General features: G+C 32.6%; 19 protein-coding genes. 10 read left to right on the top strand and 9 right to left on the bottom strand.

The features are described 5' to 3' along the window. Positions 1–74: 74 nt before the first annotated feature. Both EYY60_RS19495 and EYY60_RS19490 read right to left on the bottom strand, forming a co-directional pair. Positions 75–554 carry an Lrp/AsnC family transcriptional regulator gene (locus EYY60_RS19495; RefSeq protein ID WP_007805990.1) on the bottom strand — a complete coding sequence of 160 codons (480 nt, stop codon included), beginning with the start codon at positions 552–554 and terminating at the stop codon, positions 75–77. A gap of 77 nt (positions 555–631) precedes the next feature. After that, the gene (locus EYY60_RS19490) at positions 632–1,786 is read right to left on the bottom strand and encodes a M14 family metallopeptidase (RefSeq protein ID WP_132990959.1); all 1,155 of its coding nucleotides are present in this window, start codon (positions 1,784–1,786) and stop codon (positions 632–634) included. Between the two features lie 312 nt (positions 1,787–2,098). Here EYY60_RS19490 and EYY60_RS19485 point away from each other — a divergent pair, with 312 nt between their 5' ends. After that, the gene (locus EYY60_RS19485) at positions 2,099–2,572 is read left to right on the top strand and encodes a helix-turn-helix domain-containing protein (RefSeq protein ID WP_132990958.1); all 474 of its coding nucleotides are present in this window, start codon (positions 2,099–2,101) and stop codon (positions 2,570–2,572) included. Between the two features lie 84 nt (positions 2,573–2,656). Here the strand turns inward: EYY60_RS19485 and EYY60_RS19480 are convergent, their stop codons facing one another. Then, positions 2,657–3,208, bottom strand: coding sequence for a 1-acyl-sn-glycerol-3-phosphate acyltransferase (locus EYY60_RS19480; RefSeq protein WP_132990957.1), 552 nt, complete (start codon positions 3,206–3,208; stop codon positions 2,657–2,659). A gap of 65 nt (positions 3,209–3,273) precedes the next feature. On the opposite strand from EYY60_RS19480, the gene EYY60_RS19475 reads away from it, so the two are divergent. From EYY60_RS19475 to EYY60_RS19450, 6 genes are all read left to right on the top strand, one after another. Further along, positions 3,274–3,939, top strand: a complete 666-nt coding sequence (locus EYY60_RS19475) for a spermidine synthase (protein ID WP_132990956.1) — start codon at positions 3,274–3,276, stop codon at positions 3,937–3,939. 11 nt (positions 3,940–3,950) lie between these two features. Then, complete coding sequence (locus EYY60_RS19470; protein ID WP_132990955.1) at positions 3,951–4,628, top strand: peptidoglycan DD-metalloendopeptidase family protein; 678 nt, start codon at positions 3,951–3,953, stop codon at positions 4,626–4,628. 6 nt (positions 4,629–4,634) lie between these two features. After that, a complete protein-coding gene (locus EYY60_RS19465) occupies positions 4,635–5,111 on the top strand; it encodes a hypothetical protein (protein WP_132990954.1) in 477 nt (158 codons plus the stop codon). 9 nt (positions 5,112–5,120) lie between these two features. After that, on the top strand, positions 5,121–5,645 hold the full coding sequence (locus tag EYY60_RS19460) for a hypothetical protein (RefSeq protein WP_132990953.1): 525 nt from the start codon (positions 5,121–5,123) through the stop codon (positions 5,643–5,645). A gap of 52 nt (positions 5,646–5,697) precedes the next feature. Beyond that, entirely contained in the window at positions 5,698–6,168 is a 471-nt protein-coding gene (locus tag EYY60_RS19455; RefSeq protein ID WP_132990952.1) for a nuclear transport factor 2 family protein, read from the top strand. A 140-nt stretch (positions 6,169–6,308) separates the two neighbouring features. Next, positions 6,309–8,051: an APC family permease gene (locus EYY60_RS19450; protein ID WP_132990951.1), complete on the top strand. Its 1,743-nt coding sequence runs from the start codon at positions 6,309–6,311 to the stop codon at positions 8,049–8,051. Positions 8,052–8,273: 222 nt separating this feature from the next. Here EYY60_RS19450 and EYY60_RS19445 read toward each other — a convergent pair whose 3' ends face one another. Then, entirely contained in the window at positions 8,274–9,761 is a 1,488-nt protein-coding gene (locus EYY60_RS19445; protein WP_132990950.1) for an aminotransferase class V-fold PLP-dependent enzyme, read from the bottom strand. A gap of 184 nt (positions 9,762–9,945) precedes the next feature. On the opposite strand from EYY60_RS19445, the gene msrA reads away from it, so the two are divergent. Further along, on the top strand, positions 9,946–10,476 hold the full coding sequence (gene msrA, locus EYY60_RS19440) for a peptide-methionine (S)-S-oxide reductase MsrA (RefSeq protein WP_132990949.1): 531 nt from the start codon (positions 9,946–9,948) through the stop codon (positions 10,474–10,476). A gap of 88 nt (positions 10,477–10,564) precedes the next feature. After that, a complete protein-coding gene (locus EYY60_RS19435) occupies positions 10,565–12,133 on the top strand; it encodes a protein adenylyltransferase SelO (RefSeq protein WP_132990948.1) in 1,569 nt (522 codons plus the stop codon). A 140-nt stretch (positions 12,134–12,273) separates the two neighbouring features. Here EYY60_RS19435 and EYY60_RS19430 read toward each other — a convergent pair whose 3' ends face one another. Both EYY60_RS19430 and EYY60_RS19425 read right to left on the bottom strand, forming a co-directional pair. After that, positions 12,274–13,239 (bottom strand): YpdA family putative bacillithiol disulfide reductase, encoded by a 966-nt coding sequence (locus EYY60_RS19430; RefSeq protein ID WP_132990947.1) that lies wholly within the window; start codon positions 13,237–13,239, stop codon positions 12,274–12,276. Between the two features lie 3 nt (positions 13,240–13,242). After that, positions 13,243–13,719, bottom strand: a complete 477-nt coding sequence (locus tag EYY60_RS19425) for a CYTH domain-containing protein (RefSeq protein ID WP_132990946.1) — start codon at positions 13,717–13,719, stop codon at positions 13,243–13,245. A 237-nt stretch (positions 13,720–13,956) separates the two neighbouring features. Between EYY60_RS19425 and EYY60_RS19420 the strand changes: the two genes are divergently transcribed. Further along, positions 13,957–14,490: a hypothetical protein gene (locus EYY60_RS19420; RefSeq protein WP_132990945.1), complete on the top strand. Its 534-nt coding sequence runs from the start codon at positions 13,957–13,959 to the stop codon at positions 14,488–14,490. A gap of 92 nt (positions 14,491–14,582) precedes the next feature. Here EYY60_RS19420 and EYY60_RS19415 read toward each other — a convergent pair whose 3' ends face one another. The 3 genes from EYY60_RS19415 to EYY60_RS19405 all read right to left on the bottom strand — a co-directional run bounded on the left by EYY60_RS19415 (position 14,583) and on the right by EYY60_RS19405 (position 17,883). Continuing rightward, the gene (locus EYY60_RS19415) at positions 14,583–15,626 is read right to left on the bottom strand and encodes an o-succinylbenzoate synthase (protein ID WP_132990944.1); all 1,044 of its coding nucleotides are present in this window, start codon (positions 15,624–15,626) and stop codon (positions 14,583–14,585) included. Between the two features lie 89 nt (positions 15,627–15,715). Then, positions 15,716–16,918 carry a tetratricopeptide repeat protein gene (locus EYY60_RS19410; RefSeq protein WP_132990943.1) on the bottom strand — a complete coding sequence of 401 codons (1,203 nt, stop codon included), beginning with the start codon at positions 16,916–16,918 and terminating at the stop codon, positions 15,716–15,718. A 287-nt stretch (positions 16,919–17,205) separates the two neighbouring features. Then, positions 17,206–17,883, bottom strand: a complete 678-nt coding sequence (locus EYY60_RS19405; protein ID WP_132990942.1) for a metal-dependent hydrolase — start codon at positions 17,881–17,883, stop codon at positions 17,206–17,208. Between the last annotated feature and the right edge of the window lie 14 nt (positions 17,884–17,897).

Below are 17,897 nucleotides of genomic sequence, written 5' to 3'. Positions count from 1 at the left end.
GGTTGGTTAATTAGTCATAAAAAAACCCCAAGAATAAACTTGAGGTATATTTTTATATAGCATTCAAGAAAATATTACATATTTTTAAAAATAGTATGCATCAAACGCTTCTTATCGTTAATACTTTCTTCTAATGAAATCATAGTTTCTGTTCTGTAAACACCTTCGATATCGTCGATCATGAAGATAACTTCTTTTGCGTGTTTAGTATCTTTTGCTCTAATTTTGCAAAAAATGTTGAATTTACCTGTCGTTACAGAAGCTACTGTTACGAATGGAATTTGATTGATTCTCTCTAATACAAATTTAGTTTGAGACGTATTATTAAGGAATACACCTACATAAGCAATAAATGAATACCCTAATTTATCGTAATCTAAGGCTAAAGATGATCCCATAATGATACCGGCATCCTCCATCTTTTTTACTCTAACATGTACTGTTCCAGCAGATATCAAAAGTTTTTTTGCAATGTCAGTAAACGGAACTCTCGTATTGTCTATTAACATATCTAAAATCTGGTGATCTACTTCATCTAAACGAAATTTACTCATAATTCTTTAATTAATATTACTAATTGCTCTTACAAAGTATAAAAATATATATAAAAAACAACAAATTCACATAAAAATTAACTTTTTATCAACCCGTTAACAAATTTAATATTTTTATTTAAATAAAAGTCTGCTTTTTGGTTTGATTTCGGAAAATTACCTTGGTCGTCTGAATAAACTGCGCCTTTTGCGTCATATTCATAATGTCCAAAATAATTTTCTAATTCTCCTGCTTCAACGATGTAAGCATTGAAATGAATCTTATTTTCAATCAATTCCTCTTTGTATTGAGCGACAAAATTCGTAATAATTTCGATACCATCATAATTTATTTTGATATTTTTATACATAAAATCATAAAAAACCACTTTATTTTGTGAAATATTCAAATAATCACCAATTCTATTATGAACTAAATCGTTTTCGGAAATCAGTTTGAATGCTGTAATTAGTGAGAAAAATATGAACTTTCGCGTTGTTTCCCTATCATAATCGCCTGCGTAATGCCCTGCTTCAAATAAAATGGTCGGAACGCCTAAAAATTGAAACGTATCTCCAATACAATTAATATTAAAAGAATCATCAAAACGGCCAATTTGTCCTGGAATATATTTTTGAAGCTCATCATTGATTCCTGCAATCAGATTGATTGCGGTTAAACGGTTTGCATTAACTTCTCTCTCTTCGTTGTATGATGGAGCCAAAAATGATACTGTTGCAGGTTTTCCGGTATCTCCAGCGCCAAATATTGTTCTTTGGTCATGAAGGTTAAAGCAAAACTGAGGCTTAAAAGTCTCAAAAACATCCCTTAAAACATTACTTTCTGGTTGTGTTAAATTCTGCGAATCTCGATTCAGGTCAATTTTATTAGCATTTTCACGGGTATATAACTTCGCACCGTCAGGGTTTAGTATGGGGATGCTCAAAAAAGTAAAAGTATCTAACATTTTTTTCGCAAACTCTGAACCGCTATTTAATACATTAATAAAATCAAACAGTGCTTTTGTCGTTGTGCTTTCGTTTCCGTGCATTTGTGACCAAAGATAAACACGCGTTTTTCCGGTTCCAATTTGGTAACTATATATAGGAGCTCCTAAAACTGATTTGCCAATTACTGAAACTTGATTATTCGTATTTAATTTATTTAATAAAGGCTCAATATGATCTAAAGTCAAATAACGTCCTGAGATTGATTCTTCTTTGTTTTGGTTAAATAATTGTTCTAAATTCATTGTCTTTTGATTTGTTTACAAAAGTAAACATCTTTATTTTTACAAATGTAAACTATTAAAAAAGGACATAATTTAGAATTGTAAACAAGATTTATTACTTTATCAAAAGGAATTTGAATTTCTAAATTGACAAATGTTATTATTTAATCGATAAAGAAAAATAGCATTGTTTTTCAATCAGTTAAATAGTTTTATTTAAAGTTTCAATTATAGGTATTTTATAGTAATTTTCGATTTTACAACTGTAAAATTGCTTATTCAATTCCTTTTTGTTACATTTGTAAACAACACAATTTTTAAAAATAATTTACAATGGTAAACATCGATGATTTTGTAAAAAGGCTTGAAATCATACTCGATTACTATACTTTAAATGCTTCATCCTTTGCAGATAAAATTGGTGTACAGCGCTCAAGTATGTCTCATCTCCTATCAGGAAGAAACAAGCCAAGTTTGGATTTTGTCATGAAAATTCTTGAAGTTTTTCCTGATGTAGATTTATATTGGCTATTAAATGGCAAAGGAGTTTTTCCAAAAAACAATGAGGAAACCCTAATTCAAAAATCTACAGTTATTCCAGAAGTTGAAAAAACGGCCGCTCCTATTTCTTTAAATGACAATTTGGATGGAATTGATTTATTTTCTCAAATCAATTATGAGAAAGAAAAAATAGAAACAAAAAATCCGTCCTCTGCGAAAAATCAAATTTTTGCTTCGGAAGAAGACGAAATAGAAAAAATTATCTTTTTTCATAAAAACGGAACATTTAAGGTATATGTCCCGTAATTCGAAAATTTCGCGTATTTGAAAATTTTTAAAATTATTTTTCATTTAAGCGATTCTCACGCAATTGAAAAAAACATCGAATTTTTAGATTTGAATTCCGTTTTCAGGAATTTTACCAGCTACGCCTACATAATGCTTTTTTAAAATTTCCCAATCAGCTTCATAATTTCCTGTCGGAAAAAAAGGCTCTCCCAAATTCACTTCCTTTTTTCCCCAGTCAAAAGCAACAGGAACAATTGGAACATTTGCTTTGAGTGCGATATAATAAAATCCAGTTCTGATTTCGGTTACTCCTTTTCTAGTTCCTTCGGGAGCAACTGCAAGACGAAATGTTTCTTTCCGATCAAAAATTGCGGCAATAGAATCAACTTTATTTAATCCGCCACTTCGATCAAGAGGCTCGCCGCCAACATTTCTAAAATAATAACCAAAAGGAAATTTAAATAATTCCTTCTTTCCAACCCAATTCATTTGCAGTCCAGAAATTCCACGAGTAAAAAGCCCAATATAAAAATCATGATTGCTGGTATGAGGCATAACCATAAGAATGCATTTTTTTACATCTGCATTTTCGATTCCCTTAATTTGCCAGCCCATTAGCTTATAAAAAATGAATTTGTATAACTGTTTTTTCATTAAAGTTTAATTATTTCTGCAAAATAAAAGATTTAAAATGTATTTTTGAGTAAAAGCCTTATAAAATGATTCAAAAACTGTTTAGTTATCTAATCCCAATAAAAATATACAAAAAAAAATCAGTACGGAGCAAAACAATCGAGGTTACATGGGCAAATGGCGAACTGGTTTTGGACTCTGAAAACACGAATTATTCGTATGGAAGTTTGCAGCGCATTTTAAGATACGGATTGCGAAATATTGGTTACAATAAGGTGTTAGAAATGAAGCATATTTTGGTGTTAGGAGTTGCTGGCGGGAGCGTCATCAAAACTTTGGTAGATGAAATCGAATATAAAGGCAGAATCACGGGAGTTGAAATTGATCCAGATATGATTCAGATTGCCAATCAATATTTTAATTTAAATAAAATTCAACAATTAGAACTGATTATTGATGATGCGTTTGAATTTGTTTTAAAAACAAAAGACAAATACGATTTAATCATAATTGACATTTTTGAAGATATCAAAATGCCGAATTTTTTATTTGAGAGTTTTTTCAGTGCGCGTGTTTGTTCACTATTGAATGATCAAGGTTTTGTGCTTTTTAATACGATGATTTTGGACGAAGCACATAATGTGAGAAATAAGAAGTACATTTCAGAAATAAATCCTAAATTGTTTTCCTCAAAAATGCTGCCTCGCATTGAGGTTCATAATGAGTTAATTATAATCGAAAAAGTAGCCTAAATTTTATTTTTATGAAACCCCTTTCTGCCATTTTAAACGCCTTACCACCTACTAAAATTATTGATTCTAGTATTGATTTATCAAAGTATATTCCGTTAGATTTATCTGCAAATAATGAAGAATTAATGGACAGCCGACCAGAAAATGCTGTTGAATTTGAAGTTTTTATCTCAGATTATTTGTCAAGAAACAATGCCGAAGTAGCTTTTGGCGGTTATATTGAAGGACGTACCTTATATAAAAGAAGTACGATTTTTAGAAATGATTCGATTCCGGAGCGTAATATTCATATCGGATTGGATTTATGGACAAAGGTAGGAACAACTGTCTTGGCTGCTCTTGATGGAAAAGTGCATAGTTTTAAAAACAATATTGGTTTAGGTGATTACGGACCAACGATTATTTTGCAACATGAAATTCAGAATGTGAAATTTTATACTTTATATGGACATTTATCGTTAGAAAGTTTAGACGACTTAACGGTTGGGAAATCTTTTAAAAAAGGTGATCAAATTGCGACTCTTGGAAATGCAGCTGTCAATGGCGATTATGCTCCTCATGTCCACTTTCAAATTATACAAAATATTGAAGATTATTGGGGCGATTATCCTGGAGTCTGCAATTCAAGTGATCTTAATTTTTATATCGAAAATTGCCCCGACCCTAACTTATTATTAAAAATAACATAAATAGTTATGAAGAAAGCAGGATTGATTATATGTTTGTTATTGCTTATTGGATGCAAATCAAAAACGGTCAGCAGAGATACTGACGATTTGAAAATTAAGAAAGTAGCAGTTTCTGAAGTTAATTCGAACCAGCAAAAAAAAGCGTACGAATTAGGCAAACGTGTTTTAGAGACCTGCAATACTTCAAAATTTAAGCCATTTAATGAAACAGAAGTGACCAAATCAGTAATGGAAAACACAACCGAAGAACGACTGACAAAAACCTGCACTAGATTTAGACAGTATTACGGTAGTTTTATTGATTTGAAATTGGACGGCGTTTATAAGACCAAAAACGAAGTCATTTATCGTTATCATGCTTTGTATTCCAAAAAAGTAGCTAACAAAGAACTTAGAGTTTTTGTTGATGAAAATAATTTGATTTCAGCCATAAAATCAATGGATTGGGATGAAAAATTTGATGCTAAAATAACCGATAAATAAAGTAAATATATGCGTTTAAGATTACCGTTTTTTTTATTGCTGCTTATTGCAAACATTTCTAATGCCCAAGAAAGTTTGAGTGTAAAAGGATCAAAACCGTATCCTGCAACTCAAAATTATGTTTTCATTTGTGAAAAATATGCTTTTTCAGGTGAACTTGATGTTCAGGTAGCAAAAACAGAAAAAGGCGGAATTTTAAAATTAAGTATCGTTACAGCCAATGATCAATCCAAAATTTTGGGTGGTGTGTATGTGGATTTGGCAAACGGCGATGTAATTGCATGCGTGGATAAAAATGTAAAAGAAACTGCAAATGGCAAAACTACAGCATATTACTACTTCACTCCTGCTGAAATGCTGAAACTTAAAAAAACTGATATTCAAGGAATTCGATTTATTATTGTGGGCAATTCGAATGCTTTTAGCAATGAAACAGGGCATTTTACTGCAGTGAACAGAAACTCTTATTTTTCAACGGCCTACGACAAATCAAAAAAGACTTTTGATACAGCAAAAGAAATTAGTATTTTATAAAGAAAAGACTTAAATAATAAATCTTTATATTTATACTCAAATTAAGATCTAAATGAACGTCAACGAAAGTTTAATTACAAAATTCTACACCGCTTTTGCTAATGCTGATGCAAAAACAATGAGCGAATGCTATCATCCAAAAGTACATTTTATTGATCCGGCGTTTGGATTGCTGAAAGAAGAGCAAGTTTCTAAAATGTGGGAAATGTTGCTTTTGAAAAGCAAAGGAAACATTAAAATTGAATTTTCAAATGTAAAAGCCGATGATTTTTCAGGTTCTGCAAGATGGGTTGCAACTTATAACTTTAGCAAAACCAATAGAAAAGTTATAAACAGCATTTATGCAGAATTTGTATTTCAAGACGGACTAATCATCAAACATACAGATAGTTTTGACGTTTGGAAATGGTCGAAACAAGCTTTTGGAATTACCGGATATTTGCTGGGGTGGACAGGATTTTTTCATAAAAAAATTCAAGAGCAGGCCTTACTGTCTCTTAAAAAATTTCAGCAATCCAAATAATATCCTTAACTTGAATATTCAAAATTCAGGATTAACTAGATAATTTCAGTTTTAATATAAAGAAACTGCCCACAAATACAGATTTTAATTGTTTTGTTGCCATTTTTATAAAGTTAATCATGTTGTAATCTTGAATAATCATGAAAGAAGTCATCCACAAAAAATTAAATCAATTACAGGCAACAGCCATTTGTGGCAATGATATTAGCTCTTCTTGTTTGTATGTTTCGGCGTTAACTATTTTATATGCTGGTCAATACGCGTGGATTTCGTTACTGATTGTCGCAATTGTTTTGTTTTTATTTCGAAAAATTTATGGGGAAGTTGTTGGCGCAATTCCTTTAAATGGTGGAGCATACAACGTTTTATTAAATACCTCTACTAAAAAACTTGCATCGCTTGCGGCAACATTAACCGTTTTGTCTTATATGGCAACGGCAGTAATTTCAGCATCGGAAGGAATGCACTACCTGCACGGAATTTTCGATGGATTAAATGTTACTGTCGCTACAGTCATTATTTTAATTTTATTTACATTTCTTGCGATTTTAGGAATTGGAGAATCTGCATTTGTAGCCGTAATCATTTTCATTATACACATTACTACTTTGACTTTGCTGGTCTTAACATCAGTTTGCTTTCTGTTTTTTCACGGATTAGAAACTTTTCATATAAATTGGCAGACACCATTAGCAACAGGAAGTATTGAAACAGCTCTTTTTTTAGGATTTTCAGCCGCAATGCTTGGAATTTCAGGTTTTGAAAGTTCTGCAAATTTTGTGGAAGAGCAAGAAAAAGGTGTTTTTCCAAAAACACTCCGCAATATGTGGGGAATTGTCAGTTTCTTTAATCCTGTAATTGCAATTTTGTTGATTAGCGTAATTCCGCTTACCGAAGTTGGTGAAAACAAAGAATCACTTCTGGCGCATTTAGGCGATACAACTGGCGGTTCGTGGCTGGCTTGGTTAATTTCTATCGATGCTGTTTTAGTTTTATGTGGTGCCGTATTAACTTCATTTGTAGGTGTTTCTGGATTATTAAACCGAATGACTTTAGATCGAATTTTACCAAATTTTTTCCTAAAGCAAAATAAAAGAGGTTCGCATTATAGAATAGTAATCAGTTTTTTAATTCTTTGCATATCAGTACTTTTTGCCACTCAAGGACATTTAGAGTCATTGGCCGGAGTCTATACATTTTCATTTTTAGCGGTAATGGCGCTCTTCGGAATTGGGAATTTATTGTTGAAATTTAAACGTAAAAAACTTCCAAGGCCAGAACGCGCACGGGGTATTGCAGTTGTAACAGCGGTATTTTTTGTGGTAGCTGCTTTCATTGGAAACATGGAACTCAACATTCACGCTTTCTACACCTTTTTGAAATACATGATTCCGTCTTTGATTTTTATCGGAATTATGCTTAATCGTGTCATACTCATTAAATTATTAATTGAAGCACTTGAATATTTTTATCAACCCTTGCGCCGAATGGTGATTGTTAGCAATCGTTATCTGCAAAATTTAAGCATTAAAATAAATTCACAAGAATTTGTGTTTTTTACCAAAGGCGATGACATTGCAATTTTAAATAAAGTATTGCAATATGTTGAAAATAATGAAACTACAAAAAAGCTTAAAATTGTTCATGTTAAAAAACATGAAGCAACCAACACGGCTTTAAAAAAGGATCTTGAAGTTTTAGATCGCGCATACGATGATATTGACATTGAATACCTTGAAATACAAGGAGAATTTGGTCCAGAAATGATTGATGAGCTTTCGAAAAAATGGAATATCCCAAAAAATTTCATGTTCATTGCTTCTCCTGGAGATAAATTTTCTTACCGCATTTCAGATCTTGGTGGCGTACGATTGATAATGTAATTCTATTTTTTTTAGGAGCAGAAAAACCAGTTTTCTATTGAAGAGACGTCCCGCTATCCACTATATCTTTTATGATCTCGTAGAAAAAACGAGACCATAAAAGGATGCCGTTCCTATCGGGGCTAAGCGAGAAGTATCATTTTCAAAAGAAACATAAAAACCAAACCCGACAAGTTTTTTTAAAACTTGTCGGGTTTACTATGAAATAAAAATTTATTTTCTTTAAGACTTAAACCAGCTTTCCACCAATTCATCTTCAAAGGAAGTTGCTTCTTTATGAATAAATTCGTTTGTGTTTTTATTATAAGAATAATCTAAAGCCCAAGCTTCGTGGTTTTTAGCCAATTCTTTAATGCTTTCGCATACATACTCAATTTCTTCATCTGTTGTAGTAGGATGAATAGACATTCTGATCCAACCTGGTTTTTTGATCAAATCACCAATTGTAATTTCGTTAACCAATTTATTTGAAGTTTCCTGATCAACATGAAGCAAAAAATGTCCGTAAGTTCCCGCACAACTGCATCCACCACGAGTTTGGATCCCGAAGCGGTCATTCAATAATTTTACACCCAAATTAAAATGAAGGTTTTCGATAAAGAATGAAACAACGCCTAATCTTTCCTTATGTTGGCCAGCTAAAATTTTAATATTTTCGACTGGTTCTAATTGGTCAAAAACATACTCAACAATTTCGTGCTCACGTTGCAAAATGTTTTCAATTCCCATTTCCTCTTTCAATTCAATAGCAAGTGCAGTTTTGATCACCTGTAAAAAACCAGGCGTTCCACCATCTTCACGGTCTTCAATATTGTCAATATATTTATGTTCTCCCCAAGGATTCGTCCAACTTACCGTTCCTCCTCCTGGACAATCAGGAATCATATTGTTGTATAATTTTTTGTTGAAAATCAAAACTCCTGAAGTTCCTGGCCCGCCCAAAAACTTATGAGGCGAAAAGAAAACGGCATCCAAATAAGCTTCTGGATCAGAAGGATGCATATTGATTTCTACATAAGGTCCAGAACAAGCAAAATCAACAAAACAAACACCATTATAGTGATGCATCAATTTTGCCGCTTCGTGAAAAGGTGTTTTTAATCCCGTAACATTAGAGCATGAAGTAATTGAGGCAATTTTTATGGTTCTGTCTTTGTATTTTTCTAGAAGTGCTTCTAAATGTTCTAAACTGAAAAGTCCTTTTTCGCAAGAAGGAATAATTTCAACATCTGCAATCGTTTCTAACCAAGATGTTTGATTAGAGTGATGCTCCATGTGTGAAATAAAAACAATTGGTTTTTTCTCAGCAGGAACTGTTGTGCAGCTTTTAAGGTTTTCAGGAATTTTCAATCCAAGAATACGTTGAAATTTATTGACAACGCCTGTCATTCCTGTTCCATCAGTTATCAAAACATCATCATGATTAGCATTAGCATGACGTTTGATGATGTGTCTGGCATGATGATACGCTTTTGTCATGGCAGTACCTGACACAGTCGTCTCAGTATGTGTATTTGCTACAAAAGGCCCAAATTGATTAAGAAGTTTCTCTTCAATAGGACGATATAGTCTTCCGCTGGCAGTCCAATCAGTATAAATTATTCGTTTTTTGCCAAATGGAGAGGTAAATTCTTGATTAATTCCCACTATATTTTGACGAAAATCCTGAAAATAAGTTTCTAAACTGATGGTATTATTTTTGCTATTCATTATGTGTGCCTGAGTTTGATTGCAAATATATTGCTTTTTTATACAATTGCGAATTTATCAATACTAAACTTCAAATTTTAAAGAACCAATCAGTATATTTAACTATTTAGTTCTTTTTTTAATAAATTATCATAATATTCTATCGGATTAATAGGCATTAAAACAACAAACACTACTATATATTATGGGAAATTTAGCAACAGCTACTTTTGGTGGCGGATGTTTCTGGTGTATTGAAGCTGTAATTCAGCGTTTAAACGGAGTAAAATCTTTAAAATCAGGTTATTCGGGAGGTTTTATAAAGAATCCTCCTTACCGTGAAGTTTGTACTGGCAGAACCGGGCATGCCGAAGTCATACAAGTCACTTTTGATCCTGACATAATTTCATATCACGATTTGATTTTCATATTTATGACAAGTCATGATCCAACAACCTTAAATCGTCAAGGTGCTGATGTTGGCACACAATACCGCTCAATAGTTTTATATCATGATTTAGAGCAAAAAGAAATTGCTGAACAGGTTTTCAAAGAAGTGCAACCATTTTACGAAGATCAGATTGTAACAAAACTGACTCCATTTGAAGTATTTTATCTCGCCGAAGAAGATCATCAGAATTATTACAATAACAATCAAGATGCTCGTTATTGCCAAATCGTAATTGATCCGAAAGTACAGAAACTGAAAAAAATGTACGCCGACCGATTAATTTAATTTTTAGCCACAGATTTAAGGATTTACACAGATTAAAAAAAATCTTTTTAATCTGCGTAATCAATGGCAAAAAAAAGAAAAAAACAAAATGAAAAATCTAAAAATAAATAATCGATTTACAGCTGAATTGCCTGCTGATCCAGAATTGTCAAATGAAGTTCGTCAGGTAAAAGACACTTTGTTTTCGTATGTAAATCCAACAAAACCATCAAATCCAAAACTGATTCATGCTTCAGAAGATGTTGCTGCATTAGTTGGGATTTCAAAAGATGAAATTCAGTCAGAAGATTTCTTAAATGTATTTTCAGGAAAAGAAATTCTTCCTGAAACAAAGCCTTATGCCATGTGCTATGCTGGACATCAATTTGGGAATTGGGCCGGACAATTAGGAGACGGCCGTGCAATTAACTTAACTGAAATCGAACACAATAATCAGTTTTATACGCTTCAATTAAAAGGTGCAGGAAAAACTCCATATTCAAGAACTGCTGATGGTTTGGCTGTTTTGCGTTCTTCTATTAGAGAATATTTATGTGCGGAAGCAATGTACAATCTTGGCGTTCCCACTACTCGATCCCTTTCTCTGATACTTTCTGGAGATCAGGTTTTGCGTGATATTTTATATAACGGAAATCCTGCTTACGAAAAAGGCGCTATAGTGTGCCGTGTTGCTCCATCATTTGTCAGATTTGGAAGTTTTGAAATGCTTACAGCTCGAAATGAATTAAAAAATTTAAAACAGTTTGTTGAATTTACTATAAAACATTATTTCCCGGAAATAACCGGTGAGCCTAAAGACCAATATTTGCAGTTCTTTAAAAAAGTTGCCGATACGACACGAGAAATGATTCTGCATTGGCAGCGCGTTGGTTTTGTGCACGGTGTAATGAACACGGACAACATGTCTATTCACGGAATCACAATTGATTACGGTCCTTATGGTTGGTTGGAAAATTATGATCCGAATTGGACACCAAACACAACTGACAGCCAAAATAGAAGATATCGTTTCGGGAATCAGCCTGGTGTAGCACAGTGGAATTTATTCCAACTGGCAAACGCACTTTATCCGTTAATTAATGAAGCTGCACCATTAGAAAAAATTCTTGAATCGTTTATGAGTGATTTTGATTCTGATTACAAAGTAATGTTTTTAAGCAAATTAGGATTATTTACTTCAACTGAAACTGATGATCAATTAATTTCGGATTTAGAAAATATTTTGCAATTGACTGAAACCGACATGACCATCTTTTTTAGAAATTTAAGCTCAGTAGAAAAAACAGATTTCGCTCCAGAAGCGATCGAAAAAATAAAATATGCATTTTATAATGTTGACGAAGTTTCAGGAGAAATTCTGGCAAACTGGACAAAATGGTTCGCTTCTTATTTGGAAAGACTAAAAGCTGAATCATTATCAGATGAAGAACGTTCTCAAAAAATGAACTTGATCAATCCTAAATATGTGCTTCGAAATTATATGGCGCAATTGGCAATTGACGCTGCTGACAAAGAAGATTATTCTTTAATTGATGAGCTTTATACTCTTTTGCAAAAGCCATACGATGAACAACCAGAATATGAAAAATGGTTTGCAAAACGACCAGATTGGGCAAGATCAAAAGTAGGTTGTTCAATGCTTTCTTGTAGTTCTTAATTTTTCTTGTTGCAAATTATTTTTCACCCAGATTCCGCAGATTTATGCAGATATACGCCGATTAATTAAAAAATCTGTGTCGATCTCCGTAAATCTGTGGAATCTGCGTGAAATTTTTTTCTTTGAATTCATAGATAAAACTATTTTGAAACAATATAATCCACAATCATTTTAGCATGAATTCTTGAGTTTTCAATAAACCATTTATGCGTCTGCATGCCACCACATACAACGCCTGCGAGAAAAAGTCCTTCAATATTAGTTTCCATCGTTTCGGCATTGTATGATGGAATTTTTAATTCATCATTTGAAAGCTTAATTCCAATGTTCTCAAGAAAATTCAAATCTGGCTTATATCCTGTTAATGCCAGAACAAAATCATTTTCGATGGTTATTTTTCCATTGGGAGTTTCGATTTCAACTTCATTTTCTTTTATTTCGGTAATATTCGACTCAAAATAAGCTTTGATGCTTCCTTCGGCAATTCGGTTTTCAATATCGGGTTTAACCCAATATTTTACTCTACTGTTGATTTCATTTTTACGAATGACCATTGTAACGTTTGCTCCTTTTCGCCAGCACTCCAATGCAGCATCTACAGAAGAATTATTTGCTCCAACAACCAAAACATTTCGGAAAGCATATTCATGGGCTTCTTTGTAATAATGACGAACCTTTGTCAATTCTTCTCCTATTACATTCATTGTAATCGGAATGTCATAAAATCCAGTCGCAATAATTACATTTCTGGAATTATAGAAGTTTTTATTTGTTGTGATTTCAAAAATAGAGCTTTCGTTTTTCTTGATTTCGGTAACTTTTTCAAACAAATTAATAGCAAAATTGAAATAGCGATGAATGTTTCGATAATATTCCAAAGCTTCCTGACGGCCAGGCTTTGGCGCCAAACAATTAAAAGGAATATCACCAATTTCCAACCTTTCTGCAGTCGAAAAAAAAGTCATATACAAAGGATAATTGAAAATACTATTTACAATTGCTCCTTTTTCAATAATCAAATAACGCAAGTTTTTCTTTTGAGCTTCTATTGCACAAGCAAGACCAATTGGGCCACCGCCGACAATAATCAAATCATAATCTGTCATAAATTAGTTGTTTTCCCAGTCTTTAAAAGGTTTTTTGCTCAAATAAGCATTATAATATCGTTCATCATTCGTCACTTCTTCTCCAAGCCAATCTGGTTTTTCAAATGTCTCTGTCTCAGAATTAAGTTCTATTTCTGCAATAATCAAACCTTCATTTTCGCCATAAAACTCATCAACTTCAAAAATGTGATTTCCAGATTTTATTTCAAAACGAGTCTTTTCAATTTTTCCTTTTTCGCATAATTTCAGCAATTCTATTGCTTCTTCTAGCGGAATTTCATTTTCCCACTCAAAACGCGTCATTCCTCCTTGGTGTCCGATTCCTTTTATCGTCAAAAAACCTCTTTCTCCCTTAATTCTAACACGAACTGTCCTTTCAGGAATTGAGCTTAAATAACCCTGGGCAATTTTATTTTGAGTAAAAGCTTGTTCTTTAAAATCTCCTGATTTTACAAGAAACTTTCTTTCAATTTCAACCATTTTGATGTTCCAATTAATTTTACTGCAAGTTACTCAATTTAATTCAGGTATGTAAACTATCCTATTGAGACTCTAAGCTGTTTTCTATTTTAAGCATCAAATTAACTGATTGTTAATATATTAAGATTTGTTTTTTGAGTAAATTTGATTAACCCTAAATGCTGTTGATTCTATATTGTATTTAAAGAAATACATATTTCAATAGTCCATATTAATCAAAATTTAAAATGTCTGATCATGAATGTAATGTCATTTTTAATACCGGCACTAGTAGGTTTGATCTTTGGAATTTTAGGCTATCTACTAGGAAAAATAAGTTCGAAAAAAGATGTTTTGCTTGCTATATCATTACAGGAAGACCTGGATGTATGTAAAGCTACTGTCAAAAATTTAAACCAAAAAATTAATAGTCTTGACAACGAATTAGATACAAAAACGAAAAACTATAACTCGCAAATACAACCACAATTTGTATTTGACAAAGAGATAGCTGTAACTATTTTAGGCAAAAAAGTCAAAGATAATGACTTGAAAATTGTCGAAGGAATAGGTGTAAAAATAGAATCTTTATTTAATGAGGCAGGAATCACAAGCTGGCAAGAATTATCTATAACTTCTACAGAAAAACTGCAATCAATTTTGGATGCTGGTGGTGAAAATTACAGCATACACAATCCTAGTACTTGGGCAAAACAGGCATTAATGGCTTATCAAGGAAAATGGCAAGAACTTAAAGACTGGCAAGCTAGTTTATTAGGAGGGAAAGAGTGAAAAAAAAGGTACAAAGATGCAGAGTGACAAAGGCACAAAGTTTTATAGTTAGGGACTTTGAACCTTTGTCACTTTGAACCTTTGTCACTTTGTCACTTTGTTACTTCAAAAAAATCCCATTTTTTAGAAACATTGTACCATAATTGTCCTTTTGAAACTTCAAGTGGGCAATCGAAATTATTAGTATAAAGTGCGCCAGTTCCTAAACCTTGTGGCATATCAGAGTTTTGTAAAAAAGTCCATTGTGCAATTGCATTTAAGCCAATATTGCTTTCTAATGCTGATGTGATCCACCAACCAATATTGTATTTATTTGCCAAATCAATCCATTCTTTTGTTCCTCTGAACCCGCCAACAAAACTTGGTTTCAAAATAATATATTGCGGCTTGATTTCTTGCAATAGTTTTTCTTTATCTTCTAATGAAAATACACCTATCAATTCTTCATCTAATGCGATTGGAAATGGAGTTTCTTTGCATAGTTCTGACATTGTTTTCGTATGCCCTTTTTTGATTGGTTGTTCAATACTATGAAGCTGAAATTTATGAAGTTGATGCAGTTTATCTAAAGCTTCATTTGATGCAAAAGCACCGTTGGCATCAACTCTTATTTCGATTTGATCCGGTGAAAAATGTTTTCTTATAAATTGCAGTAAATCCAATTCTTTCTGGAAATCAATTGCTCCAATTTTAAGTTTAATACAGGTAAAACCTTCTGCTAATTTTGTTTCGATTTGTTGTTTCATAAACGATTCATCTCCCATCCAAACCAAGCCGTTTATAACAATTGATTCTGAATTTGAAGTAAAATCAGACGGAAACAACAAATATGGATTTTCACTTTTTAGCGATAAAAAAGCCATCTCGATCCCAAATTGAATTGACGGAAATTCAAGCATGGCTTCCCATAATGCTTTTTCTCCTAAATGAATATTCTCGCAAACCCACTTAAGTTTTTCTTCATAATCATCACGATCATCGGCGCTCAAACCTCTTAAAATACCACACTCGCCTATTCCTTTTTTGCCATTCTCTTCCAAAATGATAAACCAGGTTTCTTTTTCGGTCATGATGCCTCGTGAAGTTCCTGATGGAACTTTAAATTGAAGCATGTATTTATGGTAAGTAGCGTTCATTTTTTTTAAGATGCTAAGGCCCTAAGATGCTGAGATTCTAAGTTTTTTTTTAACATAAAATATGCTTAGAAGCTTAGTATCTTAGAAACTTAATTAAATAATTTTAAAACCTTCTCAAAATCTTTTGATGGAAGGCCAGCTTTCTGAAAAATCACAAAATCAGATTTTGTTTTGTCTTTCCAACTTAAGCTGTCGGTAACATTTTGATCTTGATATTTTTTATAAATGGTCTTTGCATCGCTGTAATTGTTGCTGACCAAATATAAATGTGCGAGGTTTAATTTTACTAGTAATTCTGTATTATCAAGCTTTTCTCCTTCTTGCAAAAATTTTAGCGCTTTTTCGTACTGTTTGGTTAAAATATAGCAATAACCAATTGAGCTGTAATCTAATGCTGTTGCTTTTCCTTCATTAATAATAGTGCTTAATTTCGGAATTGCTTCGTTGTATTTTTGCTGTTTGATTAATGCAGAAGCTTCTTTTCTAAGATCATTGAAAACGTTTTTTGAAATATCGGCGTCTTTGTAGCATGCGCTTCCAAAATCTTTATAAACTTTGTTTTTCTCTATCTGAAGCAGTTTTTGAAATTCAGTGTAGCGGTATTGTTTGATGATTTTATCTAAAATACAAACACAAAAATCATCAGAATTGGCCATTTTTTGTGCCATTGTTGATGTTTTACAAAGACTTATAATTTCGTTTTTATTGTCTTGATTCCAACCGCGGTTTAGTTTTACATCGACCCAAGGCACGACCTCTAAAACTATTTTTTGTTTTAAAAGCCAGTTTTTGCTGTGAAATCCAAACCAAATATTGCTAATATTCTGTCCTAAGCAAGAAGATTTATCCAATGACAAACGTTTAGCATCTTTGCTTAAAGGTTCTTCTTCAGAATAACATGCTTTGTCTATTTTTCCATCTTCTATATATTTTTTTGCCGCGTCGCTTGAAGTAAATAACGAATACGTACAAGTGTCGTCGCCAGAAATTTTAGACATCAAAAAAACAGCTCCCGCAGAGCCTTGACTAATTCCTGTTGGATCCGGAATTGATTTTAAAACAGAAACCAAACTGTTTGCCATTTGCTGATTTTCATCCAAAAGCGTTATTCTGTAAACTATTTCGGTTGTCCCAACTGGCAAATCTTCAGTTTTTAGAACGATTCGGTCGCGCGCAGAAACGATGATTTCTTTTGTTGTTGCACGTTCTTTATCCCAATAGCCGTCTTTTTGAGCAAAAGAGTTTAGAGAAAAAGCGAATAAGAGAAATAAAACTATTTTTTTTAAAGTCATATTAAATGGTCGTTTTTTTGGGCCACGAATTACACAATTTTTACTAATTTTTATTTTTGTCAATTTTATGATTTGAAATAAACTTAGTAAAAATTATGCCAAATTATTTATCTTGAAACCGAGTGTGCTAGCCCCGATTACTTCACTATAATTTTATTTTAATTGGAGTTCAGTGAACTTCGTTTGAGGCGGTATCCTTTTTTAGGCAATTTTTCTTTGCCTAAAAAAGATATAGCCGAAAGCGGGATTAGCTCCATCTTTCGACTATACTCAAAATCATTCTATTTTTATAACTCGATTGATTCTCCAATTGCCAATAGCATCAAATCTTTTCCTTTGTCGAAGAATTTTTTGATTGCTTCTTCGTGATTGATTTCGATGTATCCAAAAGTATCAAAATGGTACCCTAGAACTTTGTCGCATTCTAAGAAATCTGACGCTATAATAGCATCCTCAATATCCATTGTGAAATTATTTCCAATTGGAAGTATTGCTAAATCTAATTCTGTTCGCAACGGAATTAATTTCATATCCATTGTAAGTGCAGTATCTCCAGCGATATAAATATTTTTATGCTCGCTTTCGATTACAAATCCACCCGGATTTCCTCCGCTAGCGCCGTCAGGAAAAGTGCTTGAGTGAATAGCAGTTACATATTTTACTTTACCGAAATCAAATTTCCAGCTTCCGCCATGATTCATTGGATGCGAATTAAATCCTAATTTTGCATAATAACTAGCAATTTCTGCATTTGAAACAATGACTGCATTTGTGAGTTTAGCAAGAGCTTGGACATCTAAAACGTGATCACTATGTGCATGTGTCAGTAAAATATAATCTGCTTTTAAATCTCTCAAATCGATTGAAGCTGCAGCAGGATTTGCCGTAATAAATGGATCAACAATAATATGTTTTCCTCCAACTTCGATTCCTAAAGAAGCGTGTCCGTAAAATGTTATTTTCATGATCTTAATTTTTA

Origin of the sequence: Flavobacterium zhairuonense (genome assembly GCF_004352915.1) — a bacterium.
GTDB lineage: Bacteria > Bacteroidota > Bacteroidia > Flavobacteriales > Flavobacteriaceae > Flavobacterium > Flavobacterium zhairuonense.
The sequence above is the reverse complement of the archived record's forward strand: the minus strand, read 5'-3'. Positions and strand labels throughout refer to the sequence as shown.

What these genes read in the sequence shown, in the direction of transcription:
- EYY60_RS19425 (WP_132990946.1), bottom strand. Translation starts at nt 13,719, where the DNA reads ATGGTTGAAATTGAAAGAAAGTTTCTTGTAAAATCAGGAGATTTTAAA.
- EYY60_RS19455 (WP_132990952.1), top strand. Translation starts at nt 5,698, where the DNA reads ATGAACGTCAACGAAAGTTTAATTACAAAATTCTACACCGCTTTTGCT.
- EYY60_RS19480 (WP_132990957.1), bottom strand. Translation starts at nt 3,208, where the DNA reads ATGAAAAAACAGTTATACAAATTCATTTTTTATAAGCTAATGGGCTGG.
- EYY60_RS19415 (WP_132990944.1), bottom strand. Translation starts at nt 15,626, where the DNA reads ATGAACGCTACTTACCATAAATACATGCTTCAATTTAAAGTTCCATCA.
- EYY60_RS19470 (WP_132990955.1), top strand. Translation starts at nt 3,951, where the DNA reads ATGAAACCCCTTTCTGCCATTTTAAACGCCTTACCACCTACTAAAATT.
- EYY60_RS19475 (WP_132990956.1), top strand. Translation starts at nt 3,274, where the DNA reads ATGATTCAAAAACTGTTTAGTTATCTAATCCCAATAAAAATATACAAA.
- msrA (WP_132990949.1), top strand. Translation starts at nt 9,946, where the DNA reads ATGGGAAATTTAGCAACAGCTACTTTTGGTGGCGGATGTTTCTGGTGT.
- EYY60_RS19460 (WP_132990953.1), top strand. Translation starts at nt 5,121, where the DNA reads ATGCGTTTAAGATTACCGTTTTTTTTATTGCTGCTTATTGCAAACATT.
- EYY60_RS19430 (WP_132990947.1), bottom strand. Translation starts at nt 13,239, where the DNA reads ATGACAGATTATGATTTGATTATTGTCGGCGGTGGCCCAATTGGTCTT.
- EYY60_RS19445 (WP_132990950.1), bottom strand. Translation starts at nt 9,761, where the DNA reads ATGAATAGCAAAAATAATACCATCAGTTTAGAAACTTATTTTCAGGAT.
- EYY60_RS19495 (WP_007805990.1), bottom strand. Translation starts at nt 554, where the DNA reads ATGAGTAAATTTCGTTTAGATGAAGTAGATCACCAGATTTTAGATATG.
- EYY60_RS19465 (WP_132990954.1), top strand. Translation starts at nt 4,635, where the DNA reads ATGAAGAAAGCAGGATTGATTATATGTTTGTTATTGCTTATTGGATGC.
- EYY60_RS19405 (WP_132990942.1), bottom strand. Translation starts at nt 17,883, where the DNA reads ATGAAAATAACATTTTACGGACACGCTTCTTTAGGAATCGAAGTTGGA.
- EYY60_RS19490 (WP_132990959.1), bottom strand. Translation starts at nt 1,786, where the DNA reads ATGAATTTAGAACAATTATTTAACCAAAACAAAGAAGAATCAATCTCA.
- EYY60_RS19410 (WP_132990943.1), bottom strand. Translation starts at nt 16,918, where the DNA reads ATGACTTTAAAAAAAATAGTTTTATTTCTCTTATTCGCTTTTTCTCTA.
- EYY60_RS19420 (WP_132990945.1), top strand. Translation starts at nt 13,957, where the DNA reads ATGAATGTAATGTCATTTTTAATACCGGCACTAGTAGGTTTGATCTTT.
- EYY60_RS19450 (WP_132990951.1), top strand. Translation starts at nt 6,309, where the DNA reads ATGAAAGAAGTCATCCACAAAAAATTAAATCAATTACAGGCAACAGCC.
- EYY60_RS19485 (WP_132990958.1), top strand. Translation starts at nt 2,099, where the DNA reads ATGGTAAACATCGATGATTTTGTAAAAAGGCTTGAAATCATACTCGAT.
- EYY60_RS19435 (WP_132990948.1), top strand. Translation starts at nt 10,565, where the DNA reads ATGAAAAATCTAAAAATAAATAATCGATTTACAGCTGAATTGCCTGCT.